This is a genomic window from Prosthecobacter sp., from assembly GCF_044222565.1.
Taxonomy (GTDB): domain Bacteria; phylum Verrucomicrobiota; class Verrucomicrobiia; order Verrucomicrobiales; family Verrucomicrobiaceae; genus Prosthecobacter.
The window spans coordinates 174542-189645 of record NZ_JBGANA010000011.1 but is presented as its reverse complement, the minus strand read 5'-3'; the positions used below and the strand labels follow the sequence as shown (position 1 = coordinate 189645).

Sequence of the window (15104 nt, the reverse complement as noted above, 5' to 3'; positions counted from 1 at the left end):
ATGCGTGTTTGCCATGACCAATCCGAGCATTGCTGACAATGATCCGCCCCGCCGCAGCCGAGCACGGCGCCGCGAGGCCATGATCAACGCTATCGCCACGGTCTTGGGCTGCATGGCCTTGGTGGTTATGATTGCCACGGTGGTTCGTGTTGTTATGGTAAAACTTTGGGAATCAGCCAAGGTCAACCCCGAGTATGTTCAGTCGGTATATGACAAGGACTTGGAGAGGCGTTGGTCGGGCAAAACCAAGGAACATCCCTCACTTCTAAATGGTGCTTCCGAGGTCCGCGCACCCGAGCCCCGTGGAAAATCAGAATCGTCTACAACCACTGAAAATACCACACTTCAAGCAGGACGCGGCGGTCCTCTTGGAGGCAGCAACTTAGCCTCCGAAACCCCGTCCCTCATCGAGGGCATTGACACCAAAAGGCCAAAAATCGAACACGCTGTTCGGGGCTTTTTTGAAGCAGCCAGCCTCGACCAGAAGCTTCTCTATTCACGCGACCCGGTTAGAGTACGCCCCCTGATGGAGAACTACTATCAAAGCCACCCCCAGCAGCCAATGGAGTGGAAGAGTCTTGGCTGGGTGCTGCCGGTAGAGGAGGCGGGCTATCGCCTTGGCTACGCTCAGGCGATCTTTGCCAATGCTGAGCCGGTCAGCCTCATCATCGAAGAAAAAGAAGACGGCAGCTTCCGCGTGGACTGGGAAAGCTCTGTCCGATACGGCGAAACCAACTGGGAGGAGTTTATCAAAACCCAGCCCACTTCTCCAATGCTGTTTCGGGTGATCGCCTCCAAACCGCAAAACAGCCCGCCAGAGGCGACGCCAGCGGGCAGTGAGGTTCTCGAAATCAAGCATCCTGACGATAATGACGTCATATATGCCTACTTTGATCGTAAAGATCCTAAATTTCAGCCGCTTCTCCAGCAACTCCAGACCGGAAACTGGAAAGATGTCCCATTAACTCTTCGACTCTGTTTTCCAGGCCCAGCCGGCAGTGGTAAAAACGCACGGATTGCAGCAGTCGAGGGCAAAGGATGGCTGATATTGCACGGAACCAGGAGCTAGACTGTGAGCAAACCCAAACGAAACACGAAAAAGGCGGCCCGGGGTAAGGCCATGCCTGCGCCCAAAAAAACCGTGGCCTCCAAGAAAAAGGCCCCTTCCAAGCCAGCCAAGAAAGCGCTGCCCCAAAAGAAGACAGTAGCCTCCAAAAAGCCTGCTCCGAAAAAGGTCGCTCCGAAGAAACCCGCCGCCAAAAAGCCCGCAATCAAAAAGGCATCTCCGCCGAAGCCTGCAAACAAGAAGAAGGTGGTGGCCAAAGCCCCCGCTCCGAAAGCGAAAGTTCCGGCAGCGAAACCCGCCCCGGCACCCGTCAAGCCTTCGCCTGCCAAACCTGCAGCCAAAGCACCGCCGCCAGCAAAACCCGTGGCAGCAGCACCTGCCAAGTCTGTGGCGGCGCCCGCCAAGCCTTCCGTAGCAAAGGTGGCGGCACCTGACGAAAAACCTGTCGCCAAAACCGCGCCGAGCCCCGCTGCAGCCCCGAAACCGGCTGCACCTGCTGCATCGCCTTCTGCCAAAAAAGCTGCACCGACGCTTCCCGTGGAGGTCGTTGCCGAACCTCCGCCGCCTCCGGCCAAACGAATTCCCAGCCAGCCCCTGCCACCTCCTGGGCCAACTAAATCGGGAGCCCTTTTTTACGATTCCCACATGCACACCCCACTGTGCAAACATGCCTGGGGAGAACCGGAAGAGTATGCCGAACAGGCGGTGAAAGCCGGGCTGAAGGGCATCATTTTCACCTGCCACTGCCCGATGCCGAACGGCTTCTGGCCGTCCGTGCGCATGGCCGAAAGTGAATTCGACACCTATGTGGGGCTCGTTCAGCGCGCCGCGGACGCCTTCAAGGGCAAGCTCGACATCCGCCTCGGAATCGAGAGCGAGTTCTTTCCCGGATGCGAAGAGTACATCACCCAGCTGCACCAGCGTGCCGACTTCCACTATGTGCTTGGAGCCGTTCACTGGCAGGCCAAGGAGTACCTCAACAAGTTTGAGACCGGCACCATCGAAAACTTCCGCCGCACCTACTTTGAGCACCTGGCCAAGTCTGCCGAGTCCGGCCTTTACGATGCCCTCGCCCATCCCGATCTGGTGAAGAATTACCACCCGGATTCCTGGTGCTTTGCCATTGTGAAAAATACCGTTGCTGGCGCTCTTGACCGTATCGCCGCCACCGGTGTGGCCATGGAGCTGAACACTTCCGGGCTCAACAAGAGCTACTCCGAGATGAACCCAGGCCTCGAAATGCTGCGAATGATGGCAGAACGCAAGATTCCCATCGTCGTCGGATCGGATTCCCACCGCTCCGTGCGAGTTGGCGAGCATTTCGTGACCGCCTTGAACAATCTCACTGAAGCAGGTTACGAGAACGTCAGCTACTTTCTCAATCGCCATCGCATCGATCTGCCGATCTCCGACGTGCTTGCCAGCTTGAAGAAGGCCGCAGACCATAACGCCTGATCTCCTCATGGTTCGCACCGGCATTGGTTACGACGTCCACCCCTTTGAAGCAGGCCGCCCCCTCGTGCTCGGGGGGGTTATCATTCCACATTCGCGCGGCCTCAAAGGCCATTCGGACGCGGATGTTCTCAGCCATGCCATTGCAGACGCGGTGTTAGGCGCTCTCGGAGAGCCCGACATCGGCCACTGGTTTCCGCCCAGCGATCCCAGCATCGAAGGCATCTGCAGTCTCAAGATTCTCGAAAAATGTGCGGAGATCGCCGCGGACAAAGGCATGCGGATTGAGAATGTGGACTCATCTCTTATCGCGGAGGCACCGCGGGTAAAACCGCATGCGGACGCCATGAAGGCAAACATCGCCGCCGCGCTGGGCATTCGGGCGGATCAGGTGGGTGTAAAGGCCACCACAAACGAGCGGCTGGGCTTCGTGGGACGGGAAGAAGGCATCGCCGCCATGGCGGTGGCGTGCGTCAGCAGGATCTGATTCTGCATTAAATACAAATCTGTTTTTGTCTTCTTGCCAGCATGCGCGCAAGAGTGGAAAGAATTCGTGCTTCGTCCTCGTGTTCACTGCGCACGGATTGATGGCCCCCTCAACGGTCCTCATCCGTCACTCCTCATTCTGATACGTCACTCCCTTCTCATGTCTGACTCCGCCGCTGCCGCCGCTCTCGTCTCAGGTTACAACAAGCTCAAAGCTGCCCTTGGCAGGCGCATCGTCGGACAGGAGGCTGTCATTGAGCAGGTCTTCATTGCCATCGCCGCGGGAGGGCACAGCTTGCTCGAAGGTGTGCCCGGGCTTGCGAAGACCCTGCTCGTCAAATCCCTGGCAGATGCCATGCACCTGAGCTTCCGCCGCATTCAGTTTACGCCCGATCTGATGCCAGCCGACATCACCGGCACCGAAATCATTCAGGAAGACGCTGACACCGGCCGCCGCAAGCTGGTCTTCCAGCAGGGCCCCATCTTCTCGCAGATCATCCTGGCGGACGAAATCAACCGTACACCGCCAAAGACGCAGGCTGCGCTGCTGGAGGCCATGCAGGAAAAGCACGTGACCGTCGGCCAGGTGACGCATGAGCTGCCCAAGCCCTTTTTTGTGCTGGCTACGATGAACCCCATCGAGCAGGAAGGAACCTACCCGCTGCCTGAAGCGCAGAAGGACCGCTTCCTCTTCCTCATCAAAGTCGATTACCCGACGCGCAACGACGAGCGTGAGATCATCGCACGCACCACGGGCGGAGACACGCAGGAAATCGAGGCCGTCATCACGGCAGAAGAACTGCATGCCGCACAGCAGCTCGCACGCAAGGTTCCGGTGCCGGATCATGTCATCGACTTTGTGCTGGATCTCGTGCGCGCCACCCGCCCGACCGAGCCTGACGCCTCTGACTATGTGAAGAGCATGCTGAGCTGGGGGGCTGGCCCGCGTGCCAGCCAGATGCTCGTGCTCGCCGGCAAAGTCCGCGCCCTGCTCCAGGGGCGCACCCATGTGACGACGGATGACATCGAAGCCCTTGCCGCCCCTGCCCTGCGCCACCGTCTTGTCCCCACTTTCCATGCCGAAGCTGAAGGCATCACGGTGGATCAGATCATCGCGGAGCTGGTTAAAAAGACCAAGAGGGGCGAAACGCGGGTGCTGTAAGTCGCAGTCATCAGGTCAGACGATTGTTAATCCAGACAAGACACCGCCCTCCCAGTGGCCACGCTTTCCGACATTCTCCACGCCGAAGACATCACGAGTCTGCAGACGTTGCAGCTCTTTGCGCGCACGGTCGTGGAAGGATTCACCACCGGCCAGCATGCCTCGCCGCACAAGGGATTCAGCGTCGAGTTCCGCCAGCACCGCCCATACGTGCAGGGAGACGAAATCCGCCGGCTGGACTGGAAGATCTTCGGCCGCACGGACCGCTTCTACATCCGAGAGTTTGATGAAGAGACCAATCTGCGCGCCACCATCGTGCTGGATGCCAGCGGCAGCATGGGCTACCGCGGCCAGAAGGGCGTATTGAAATTTGACTACGCGCGCAAGCTCGCCGCATCGCTGGCCTACCTGCTGATGAGCCAGCAGGATGCCGTGGGGCTCATCACCTTTGACTCCAAGGTGCGGGACATCATTCCCTGCCGCACCAAGATTTCCCACCTGCATCTGATGCTGGAGACTATGGTGAAGACCACTCCCGGCAAGGACACGAGCCTGGCACCCGTGGTTGAATCTCTCGCGCAGCGTCTCAAGCGCCGGGGCCTTGTCATTCTCATCAGCGATTTCTTTGACGATCCCACAGCTTTGCTTCAGTCCATCGGTGTGCTGCGCAAAAAAGGCCACGAAATCATCGCCCTCCAGCTCTGGGATCGCGACGAACTCGACTTTTCATTCGGCAACTGGGCCCGTTTTGAGAACCTGGAGAACAACGACGACTTCCTCCTTCTGGATCCCGCCACCATCCGTCAGCGCTACATGGAAGTGCAGCAGATTTTCGCCGCCCAGCTCAAGGAAGGCTTCCGCAAACACCAAGTCGATTACCTGAGCCTGCCGACAGACGAGTCTCACTCCATGGCGCTGCGCAACTACCTCTCCCTGCGCATGCGTTAAAACAATGTTCATCAACGAGATCCTCCTCTTCGGCGCAGCGGCCTTCCTCATCCCGCTGATCATCCATCTGCTCAACAAGCGGAAGGTGATCACCGTGCGCTGGGGCGCCATGCACCTGCTGCACGAGGTGATCCGCCAGCGGAAGCGCAAGATGAAAATCGAGCAGCTGCTGCTGCTCATGATCCGCATTGCCATTCCCATCGTGCTGGCTCTGTGTCTGGCGCGCCCTGTTCTGACGGCGCTGCGCTCCCTTGGCATTGGGAGTTCTTCCCTCGTCGTCATGCTGGATGACTCCTTTTCCATGCGCGCACCCGCTGCGCAGACCACGCTGCCGGGCGGCACCGTCATGGAGCAGGCGCGGCAGGATTTGCAGAACATCCTCACCGATCTGCCAAGTGGCTCAAGCGCTCAGGTCATTCTTTCCGGCGGCTCGCCACGCAAGCTGCTCGACAAGTCCACCACGTCTCTCGATCTCGTGCCCAAGCAGCTCAGCGATGTGCCTTCCATGTCCGGACCGCTGGCCGCCAATGATGCCTTCCAAGCCGCCACCTCCGCCCTGAAGGATGCGCCCAATGCCGCGCGTGAGGTGGTGATCGTCTCCGACTTCCAGGAAGCCGACTGGAAAGCCATCGCCGATGGTGCCGCGCTTCCCGCGCTGGACAATCTTTCCAAGCAGGAGCCGAAGCCGCAGATTACCTTTTACCGTGTGGGCAGCGACCTCGCGGAGAATCTGAGCATCGCCAGCGCGGACATCTCCGCTCTCGTGGCCGCAGAGTCCCAGCCCATCGGCATGCGGGTGCGCATCAAGAACCATGGCAAACGCCCCTGGCAGGACATTCCGGTGCAACTGGAGGCAGATGGAGCGCGCCTGCGCACCGCGCGCGTTTCTCTCGCGCCGGAAGGCGAGGCCGTTCTGTCCTTTACCCATGCCTTTAACAAGGTGGGCGACCACTCGCTTTCTGTCCGCATCGAAGGCGACAGCTTTGCCGATGACAATGCCTTTCACTCCATCGTGCAGGTGCGCAATCAGCTCAACGTCCTGCTCATCGACGGCAAGCCAGGCACCGAGCCGCTCAGCGGCGCCACTGACTTTCTGGAGATCGCGCTCACTCCGCACACGGTTGCCTCCGCATCGCTGAAAGATCTGATCCGAACCCGCAAGGTGGATCTGCGCAAGATCCGCAATGAAGACCTTCGCCAGCAGGAGGTCATCATCATGGCCGATGTGCAGCGCCTGCAGGGTCATACGCAGAATGACATCGACAAGTTTGTCAAAGAGGGCGGCGGATTGCTCGTTTTTGCCGGCCCTGAGTGCGATCTCGAATGGTACAACCGCGAGTTCTTCCGCAAAGGAGAGGGGCTCTATCCTGCCGCCATCAAAGGCCAGGGCCGCGCCGATGCCGACGAACCGTCCGCACGCATCCTGATGCAGCGCTTCACTCATCCCTCCGCTCTTTACTTCAACGATGCGCGCGCAGGCCGGCTGCAGGATGCTGAATTCCGCCACTGGTTTGAACTGGTTCCGCAGGGAGATCAGACCCAGCGCATCTTCAATCTGGACCGCAACATGCCGTTGATGGTCGAAAAGAAATACGGGCGTGGACGCGTCATCGCCTCCGCCACCACGGCCAACGCAGAATGGAGCAATCTGCCGCTGCAGCCGTTTTTTGTGCCTCTCATGCAGCGGCTCACCACCTACCTTGCAACCGTGGGCAGCGCGCCTGCATGGCAGCTTGTGGGCACGACGATCCGCCTGCCGCTGGATAAAGCGGAGCTCGGCTCCGAGTTCACTCTCCGAGATCCCACGGGTCAGACACAGACCTTGAAGTCCGTCAAAGAAGGAGATGCGGTCTTTGTGCAGAGTTCGTCCATCTCGCAGCCTGGCATCTATCAGCTGCAAAAAAACGGCACGGAAAAGGTCTCGCTTCTGGCCTTCAACATTGACGGCAGCGAATCCAATCTCAAAGCCCTGCCCGTGGCGGACATTCAGAAGATCGCCCAGCGCCATGATGCGGCCTACGCCGACACTCTGCCCTCCTACCAGGCGCTTGACCGCACCCGCCGGCATGGCAGCGAACTCTGGCAGCCTCTGCTTGTCGCGCTGCTGATGCTTTTGTTCGCAGAAGTTCTGCTGCAGCAACACATCGCCAGAGGCTGAGCTTTTCCGCATGACACCGCAAACCGAAACCACCCTGCGCTTTACCGGCGGCTACCCGCCGCTGCCGGTGGTCGTGATCGCGCTTGGTCTGGCGGCGCTGATGTGGTTTCTCTATCGGCGTGAATTGAAGTTTGTGGGTGGCCGGGCGGCCCAGGCACCTGCGGTGCTCCGTTCTCTCGCAGTGTTCATCCTTGTTCTGGCGCTTGCAGGTCCGATCCTGCGGCATGTCACGACCATGAGGCAGCTGGGCCGCGTGATCGTAGCCGTGGACAGCTCCGCCAGCATGCAGCTTACGGATGAGACTGCGGAGAATTCCACCGGCACTCCCAAGGCCCGCTTTCAACGCGCGGAAGATCTCCTGCTCAAAGGCACGACGCCACTGCTAAAAAAACTCGCCGAGACGCAGGACGTTGAACTGGTGGCCCTGCGCGGCATGAACACACAGCGCCTGTGGTGGTACCGCCAGAGTGGCAAAGACACTTCGGGCGATATGCCCGCCAGCTTTGACCTTCCAGCCACGGCGCCGATCACCAATCTGGACCAGACGCTGCGCGCGGCGCTCGGCCCCGCCGCTGCGGGTACCGCACTCGTTGTGCTCACGGATGGCCAGCACAACTCCTCTGGCTCGCCGGAGGAATTCAGCACGGCGCTCAAGAGCAGCGGCACCGCCATTTTCACCGTCGGCTTTGGCACCGAGATTCCCCCGGCGGATCTCGCGCTGCTGGCCGTCACCGCGCCCGAGTCCGTCTTTTCCAAGGAGAACTTCCAAGGCTGGCTGACCGTGAATGACAGCATGCCAAGTGGCATTCCCGCGAGCGTTCGCATCGAAAGCCAGGGCAAGGTGCTGTGGAAGAAAGACTTCACCACCGATGGCAAAGGAGAAAAGAACTACGACTTCATTTTTCCCGTCTCCGAACTTCCTCCGCCCGCCCCTGCTCAGCGCGATAAAACCTTGCGCAGCGTGAACATCCAGGTCTCCGCCAGCGGCGACCGTGCCGCACTGGAAAAAACACGCTCGAACAACGCCCGCGAGCTTTCCATCCATCTGCTGGAAAAGAAACGCAAGGTGCTCATTGTCGATGGCCATCCGCGCTGGGAGTCGCGCTATGTACACAACCACTTTGACCGGGATGAACGCTGGCAGGCCAAGGTGATCTTTGACGACATGGCCGACAATGCGGCGAACGGCAACCTGCAGAAAAACTTCCCCAAAACCCGGGACGAACTGCTGAGTTATGACCTCATCATTCTCGGCGACATTTCTTTGAGCCGTTTCAAAGGCGAGCAGCTTGACTGGATCGTCGAGTTCGTTGAGAAGCGCGGCGGCGGCTTGATCATGGTGGATGGCCAGCGTGGCAAACTGCAAGAATGGAGCCAGGGGAAAACCGCCCCGCTCGTCCCGGTGCGTTTTGGCTCGTCCGGCGGCAAAGTTTCCCCGTCCAGCATCGAGCTGACGGCCGATGGCCAGCGTTTTGACGCACTGCGTCTCAGCGACAGCCCCAGCGCCAACGCGACTCTCTGGCCCACGCTGCCAAAGATAAACTGGCACTCGAACGTCGAGCCGCTTCCCGCTGCGATCACGCTCGCAAAGGCGCAGCAGCCCACCATGGTCTTTCGGCAGGTGGGTGCCGGCGCCGTGCTCTACCTCGGTACTGATGAAATGTGGCGCTGGCGCTTTCAAGTGGCGGATTTGTACCACCAGCGGCTGTGGATGCAGCTTGGCTCGTGGATTGCTGCGCCGCCGTTTCAGATCGATCAGAAAAAACTCTCCCTCGGCACCGACCACCTGCGGTATTCACCTGGAGAATCCTCCGAAATCCGCGTGCGCGTGCGCAATGACAACGGAGACATCATCGCGGACGCACAGCCACGCGCCTACCTTCTGCATGACGGAGCTGAAGTGGCCACCCTGCAGCTGGAAGCAGACCCCACGCACATCGGAATCTACCGGGCCGTTACGCCCCCCCTGAGAGCCGGCACGTATGAGATCGCCGTGGCCGAAAGCCCCAGCGCGCAACGCAGCGATGCACGCCTCTCCCTGCACGTCTCAGACACCGGCAATCTCGAGTGGGGCGCCCTCACCATGAACCGCATGCTGCTCGAGACCATGGCAACCAACAGTGGTGGACGTTTCATGCGCGAAGAACAGGCAGGCAGCCTGCTGCCCAGTCTGCTGCAAAGCATGGACCGCAAACAGGTCATCACCGATGAGACCATCCTGTGGAGCAGCTGGTGGTGGTTTGGCGCCGCCATCCTGCTGCTCACCGCCGAGTGGCTCATGCGCAAACGATTGAAACTCGTCTGATCCCATGGCCGCCTCCCAGGATCTCGCCCAGCTCGCCGTACGTGTGACTCCAAACGCGAAGAAGTCCGAATTCGCCGGATGGACCGCGGATGAGAAAGGCCGTCCTGTGCTGCTGGTGAAGCTCAAAGCCCCGCCGGTGGATGGCAAAGCCAATACGGAACTTATTCGCTTCCTCGCCGACGAACTGGGCTGCGCCAAAGGGCAGATCTCATTGCTGCGCGGCACCTCCAGCCGGCAGAAGACGGTGGAGCTGCCTGCTTCGGTGATGGAAGGATTGCCAAGATAAACTGGCTCAACCCCGTGAACGCTCGAGCAGATTCATCATCAGGAACGAAAGCAGCAGCGCCAGCTGCTCGCCATCATCCGCCGGACTTTCCTGCGTCAGTCCGAAGCGGCCTTCGAAAAAGGCAGACTGCTTGGTCAGCGTCACGACCGGCGCACCGCCTTCGCCTCGGGAGGCGACATAACTGGGGTGCAGCATAAAGCCGGTGAACATGCCCACGACGGGTAGCTGACCCACCAGACCATCCAGCATTTTCGTCCAAGGATTCGCTTCCTGAATCACAAAGGCAGGCGTCTGAGAACCTGGCGCAAACACATCGTAGTGAGCTTTCCACAGCGACCTCATCCCCCGCCGTCCCACCGCACCGATCACCTGCCCATCGGGAGATTTGAACGTGTATCGCGCCGACCAGTCGATGATGCGGTCGGCTTCGATCGTGGCCAGAAGCGTCCTCATGGTTTCATCAGCAAACACCTCCACCTTTTCGCGAAAGCGAAACAGCTTCTGCTTCACATAGCACACCGTGCCGCCATGAGCGTCGGTCACATAGATTTGCGGGGCCAGGGCGAAGAACTTGAATCGAAACGTGAGCGGGTAGTTCATAGATGTGCCAGTTTGGACCGACCACCCTGGGTTGCAATGAGAGAACCGGCGATGATTTGGAATCAAGACTCGGCTTGAGAAAGGTGTCCCAGCAGGCTGTTTGCGCACGCTGCTGCGAACACGGGAGAGTTGATCTCAGCAAGAACCTCTACCAGCGGAATGCCCGGCCGCAGATGCTCGCGAATGGCGGCAAACAAAGCCATGTCGGCCTCGAAATCGTGAAATGGCTTCCCTTCCGCGCTGATGATGCTGATGGCCTTCAGCGGCAGCAGCACGGTCACGGGGCCGGTGTAGGCGTTCGCCTTCTCCGCCAGGATGCGGCCGAGTTCAGCGCATTCGGCGGCGTTGGTCCGCATCAAGGTCACCTGCGGGTTGTGGATGTAGAAGGTGCGGCCTTCGAACTTGGCGGGAACGCTGGCCTTTTCGCCAAAGTTCACCATGTCCAGGCAGCCCGGTGTGATGATCGCAGGAATGCCCGCCTTGCCCGCAGCATCCAGTCTAGTTTTTCCAGCCCCAAGGATGCCACCCACCAGTTCGTCCGCCCACTCCGTGGTGGTGATGTCCAGCACTCCGGCAAACATGCCGCTTTCGATGAGCGACTCCATGATTTTGCCGCCCGTTCCCGTGGCGTGAAAGACGAGGACTTCGTAACCTGCATCTTCGAGAATCTGCTTGGCCTTGTTCACGCACTCGGTGGTGTTGCCAAACATTGAGGCGGCGATGAGCGGCTTGTCCTCGCCCGTGGGCACCGTCGTTTCCACCATGCCGCAGATAGCGCCAGCAGCACGCGCCAGCAGCACACGCGAGATGCGATTGATGCCGCTGACATCCACGATGCTGGGAAACATGACGACGTCCTTCGTGCCCACATACGGGGCCACATTTCCTGCGGCCAGCGTTGAGACCATGACCTTCGGAAATCCCACAGGGAGAGCGCGCATGGCTGCGGTGCCGATGGCTGTGCCGCCGCCGCCGCCGAGAGAAATGACGCCCTGCACCTTGCCGCTGCTGACCAGCGCGGAGAGAAACGCTGCCGCCGCCCCCGCCATGGCTGTCACGGCCTCGCCGCGGTCCTGACGCGCCATAATTCCAGCAAGATCCACCTTCCCCGCTGCCGCCACCTGGTCCCGCGTGATGTCCGGCTGAACCTGCGGCGCTGCGCCGCTGCCGGTATCAATGAGCAGCGTCTGATGCCCGCGTGCGCGGATGATTTCCGCCACGTAGGCGTGTTCCTGACCTTTGGTGTCGAGCGTGCCGAGGACTGCGATGGTTGCCATGGGGGCAGGATAAAAGCTGGCGCGGGAAGAACAGCAACCGTTTCGCACCACCTCCTATCCGGAGTGCACCACGCCTGCACACCGCTGAAGGTGATTATCCCCGCGCCTGGTTCGCGCAGGAGCAGAGCTGCTAGAGGTGTGACAGGCCCTGCCGCCATCTTGACGAAAGCAGGCTGCACCGCTAATATCCTCCCATGAGCACCGAAATTCTTGCCCAGCTTGCCACGATGTCCGTGGAAGACATGCGCGAGTTGTATTGGGAATTAGAGGAGCGCCTGACAGCCACCGACTCATTTGACGTGTCCGAAACTCCCGAGGGAAAGGCGGCGATCTCAGAACTGCTGGAAGCACGGCTGCAGCATTACCATGAGCACCCTGAAACCGCCGCCCCGTGGGAAGAGGTGCAGCAGCGTCTCTTGAAAAGAGTGGCCGAGTGGAAAGCCGCCAGACAGAGCTGATGAACGAGATCGTGGTTCTCTCAGGCGCGGAAGAAGATCTCTTCATTCATTACTGCGAGCAGATGGAGCGCGGGGAGGATCACACTCTCCGAATGAATGCGGACATCACCCATATGTACCGTTTGCTGGCGCAAAACCCACTCTTGGGCTCACGCTATGACAAGCGTGCCCGCAAGTTGATTGTGAAAAATTGGAATCTCGGCATCTTCTACGCGGTGGTAGGAAGCCGGAACATGATCCTGGCAGTCCAGCATCTGCATCAAAGCCCGAAAAAAATCCGGGCTATTCTCAAGTCCCGCATGCCACGCTGATGCCCCGGAGAAGTCAAAGGCGAAGCCTTCCCCACAGACCCTCCGCCTTTGGCCACCCATTTTTCCGCCTCCGCCATTGAACCCGGCGGATTCCTCGCCAAGTCAGGGGGTCCCACCCATGTCCAAAGCCGTTTTTCGTCACATCCCCCTCCGCGAACTCAACGCCGACCAGCTTCTTGACCTCTCCAAGCGCATGAAGCTCTCGCTCTCACGCGCCGACATGCTCGCCGTGCAGAAGATTTACCAGGACGAGGGCCGCGAGCCCACAGACGTCGAGATGGAAGTCATCGCCCAGACCTGGAGCGAGCACTGCAAGCACCGCATCTTTGGCGCGAAGATCACCCACGTGCTGGACGGCAAGGAGGAGACAGTGGACGGGCTCTTCAAGACCTACATCCGCAACGTGACGGAGGAGATCTGCAAGAACAAGCCGGACTTCGTGCTCAGCGCCTTTGAAGACAATGCAGGCTTCGTCCGCCTGGATGCCGACAAGGCCGTGTGCCTGAAGGTGGAAACGCACAACCACCCCAGCGCCATCGAGCCCTACGCCGGAGCAAACACCGGCCTCGGCGGGGTGATCCGCGATATCCTGGGCGCAGGGAAAGGCGCCAAGCCCGTGGCCTCCATCGACGTCTTCTGCTTTGGCCCGCCCAACATTGAGCAGGAAGACATCAAGGCCAAGGACGTCATTCATCCTCTCGGCGTCATGCGCGGTGTGGTGCGCGGCGTGCGCGACTACGGCAACCGCATGGGCATACCCACGGTCAATGGGGCTATCCAGTTTGACGACACCTTCATTTACAATCCCCTCGTCTTCTGCGGCACCGCCGGCATCATCCCCATCAAGGACATCGCCAAGGAAGTGAAACCCGGTCACTTGCTCATCGCTGCTGGTGGTCGCACTGGCAAGGACGGCCTCAAAGGCGCCACCTTCTCCTCCGCATCCCTCACCACCGACTCGCACGAGGAGGACCAGACCGCAGTGCAGATCGGCAATCCCATCGAGGAAAAGAAGGCCGCAGACTTCGTGCTCGCCGCTCGTGAGAAAGGCCTTGTTCAATTCGTCACCGACTGCGGTGCCGGTGGCTTCAGCTCTGCAGCAGGCGAAATGCTGCGTGAGACCGGCGGCGAAGTGTGGCTGGAAAATGCCCCGCTCAAGGCCCCGGATCTCGAAAGCTGGCAGGTCTTCATCAGCGAATCTCAGGAGCGCATGGTCATCGCCATCGAAGAAAAGGACCTCGCCGCCATGCACGAGCTGGCCGCGATTTACCAGACCGAGCTCTGCGTGCTGGCCAAGGCAGACGGCTCCCAGCGCCTGAAAGTCCTGCACCACGGCACCGTCGTTTGCGACCTGCATGTAGCGGCCCTGCACGAGGCCCCGCGCCGTGAAATGAAGGCCAAATGGCGCACCCCTCCGGCAGTGAAGCCTGCCGTCCCCGTGCGCCCGGAGTCCTGGACGCAGACTCTTAAGACACTCCTCGCTGATTTTTCCATCGTCTCCCGCGAGCCGATCATCCGCGAATACGACCACGAAGTGCAGGGCAACACGGTGCTGAAGCCGCTGGCCGGTGCTTCTGGCGACGCGCCCCAGGACGGCAGCGTCATCCGCGTGGACGGCAGCAATCAGCTTGTCTCCCTGGCCTGCGCTCTTCTCCCTGAATGGGGCAAAACCGACCCGCACCTCATGGGCCGCGCCGTCGTGGATGAGTGCGTGCGCCAGCTAGTGGCCATGGGATCAAACCCCGACCGCATCGCCATTCTTGACAACTTCTGCATGGGCAACCCCGACAACGAGCGCGAGCTCGGTGCCCTCGTGGAGTGCACCAAGGGCATGGCCAAGGCCGCCACCACGTACGCCGCCCCCTTCGTCTCGGGCAAGGACAGCTTCTACAACTACTTCGTCACGGATGAAGGCCCGGTCTCCATCCCCGTCACGCTGCTGCTCAGCGGCTTCGGCATCGTGGAGGATGCGAAGCATGTCGTCGGCGCTTCTCTGCGTCGCGTAGGCAGCAAGATCGCCATCCTCGGCAAGGCCAGCACCGGCCTGCGCGGCAGCATCGTAGCCAAGTACACGAAGGGCATCGGCATGGATGCAGCGCCAGACTTCTCCGAAGATGAAAGCATGGCCGCCTACCGCCGTTACTACGATTTGGTGAAACAGGGCGGCGTCCTCAGTTCGCACGACATCGGTGAAGGCGGCCTCGCCGTCGCCTTGGCGGAAATGTCCTTCAGCGGCAAGGCGGGAATCCGCGTATCCACGGACAAGATGCCGCTCGCCGCCCCCGGCCTCACTACTGCGGAGCTTCTCTTTGGCGAAACACCTGGCCGCCTCCTCGTGGAGATCGCGCCTGAGCATGTGAGTGCTGCAGAGGCTGCTGGTCTGGTGATCATCGGCGATTCTACCCGCGAGCAATATCTCTACATCTCTCACAACGGCACCACGCTCATTGATTCCCCTGTGGATCAGCTCAAGCCGCTGTGGCGTGATGGTCTGGTGAAATATTATTGATTCACGCCGCCGCTGCGCCAGTTCGCCTGCAAGCGCCCAACCCAGGCCTGCCCTGGCCTTGGCAAGTCTATCGCCCTCGCCGACTT

General features: G+C 60.2%; 13 protein-coding genes. 11 read left to right on the top strand and 2 right to left on the bottom strand.

Going from position 1 to position 15104, the window contains the following annotated elements; all coding sequences use genetic code 11:
* Positions 1-4: 4 nt before the first annotated feature.
* From ACILSR_RS17670 to ACILSR_RS17635, 8 genes are all read left to right on the top strand, one after another.
* Positions 5-1069, top strand: coding sequence for a hypothetical protein (locus ACILSR_RS17670; protein ID WP_395751121.1), 1065 nt, complete (start codon positions 5-7; stop codon positions 1067-1069).
* Positions 1070-1120: 51 nt separating this feature from the next.
* Entirely contained in the window at positions 1121-2521 is a 1401-nt protein-coding gene (locus ACILSR_RS17665) for a histidinol-phosphatase (protein WP_395751120.1), read from the top strand.
* Positions 2522-2528: 7 nt separating this feature from the next.
* Positions 2529-3005, top strand: a complete 477-nt coding sequence (ispF, locus tag ACILSR_RS17660; RefSeq protein WP_395751119.1) for a 2-C-methyl-D-erythritol 2,4-cyclodiphosphate synthase — start codon at positions 2529-2531, stop codon at positions 3003-3005.
* A 159-nt stretch (positions 3006-3164) separates the two neighbouring features.
* Positions 3165-4166, top strand: coding sequence for an AAA family ATPase (locus ACILSR_RS17655; RefSeq protein ID WP_395751118.1), 1002 nt, complete (start codon positions 3165-3167; stop codon positions 4164-4166).
* Between the two features lie 54 nt (positions 4167-4220).
* On the top strand, positions 4221-5114 hold the full coding sequence (locus ACILSR_RS17650; protein WP_395751117.1) for a DUF58 domain-containing protein: 894 nt from the start codon (positions 4221-4223) through the stop codon (positions 5112-5114).
* A gap of 4 nt (positions 5115-5118) precedes the next feature.
* Positions 5119-7272: a BatA domain-containing protein gene (locus ACILSR_RS17645; protein WP_395751116.1), complete on the top strand. Its 2154-nt coding sequence runs from the start codon at positions 5119-5121 to the stop codon at positions 7270-7272.
* A 10-nt stretch (positions 7273-7282) separates the two neighbouring features.
* Complete coding sequence (locus ACILSR_RS17640; protein WP_395751115.1) at positions 7283-9577, top strand: VWA domain-containing protein; 2295 nt, start codon at positions 7283-7285, stop codon at positions 9575-9577.
* Positions 9578-9581: 4 nt separating this feature from the next.
* On the top strand, positions 9582-9863 hold the full coding sequence (locus tag ACILSR_RS17635) for a DUF167 domain-containing protein (protein WP_395751114.1): 282 nt from the start codon (positions 9582-9584) through the stop codon (positions 9861-9863).
* A gap of 6 nt (positions 9864-9869) precedes the next feature.
* Here ACILSR_RS17635 and ACILSR_RS17630 read toward each other — a convergent pair whose 3' ends face one another.
* Together ACILSR_RS17630 and ACILSR_RS17625 are read right to left on the bottom strand one after the other, a co-directional pair.
* Positions 9870-10463, bottom strand: coding sequence for a hypothetical protein (locus ACILSR_RS17630; protein ID WP_395751113.1), 594 nt, complete (start codon positions 10461-10463; stop codon positions 9870-9872).
* Positions 10464-10525: 62 nt separating this feature from the next.
* Complete coding sequence (locus ACILSR_RS17625; RefSeq protein ID WP_395751112.1) at positions 10526-11740, bottom strand: Tm-1-like ATP-binding domain-containing protein; 1215 nt, start codon at positions 11738-11740, stop codon at positions 10526-10528.
* Between the two features lie 194 nt (positions 11741-11934).
* On the opposite strand from ACILSR_RS17625, the gene ACILSR_RS17620 reads away from it, so the two are divergent.
* The 3 genes from ACILSR_RS17620 to purL all read left to right on the top strand — a co-directional run bounded on the left by ACILSR_RS17620 (position 11935) and on the right by purL (position 15018).
* Positions 11935-12198, top strand: a complete 264-nt coding sequence (locus ACILSR_RS17620) for a hypothetical protein (RefSeq protein ID WP_395751111.1) — start codon at positions 11935-11937, stop codon at positions 12196-12198.
* The gene (locus ACILSR_RS17615) at positions 12198-12509 is read left to right on the top strand and encodes a hypothetical protein (protein ID WP_395751110.1); all 312 of its coding nucleotides are present in this window, start codon (positions 12198-12200) and stop codon (positions 12507-12509) included. Before ACILSR_RS17620 ends, ACILSR_RS17615 begins: the two co-directional genes overlap by 1 nt.
* A 118-nt stretch (positions 12510-12627) precedes the next feature.
* Positions 12628-15018 (top strand): phosphoribosylformylglycinamidine synthase subunit PurL, encoded by a 2391-nt coding sequence (gene purL, locus ACILSR_RS17610; protein WP_395751109.1) that lies wholly within the window; start codon positions 12628-12630, stop codon positions 15016-15018.
* The last annotated feature ends 86 nt before the right edge of the window (positions 15019-15104 follow it).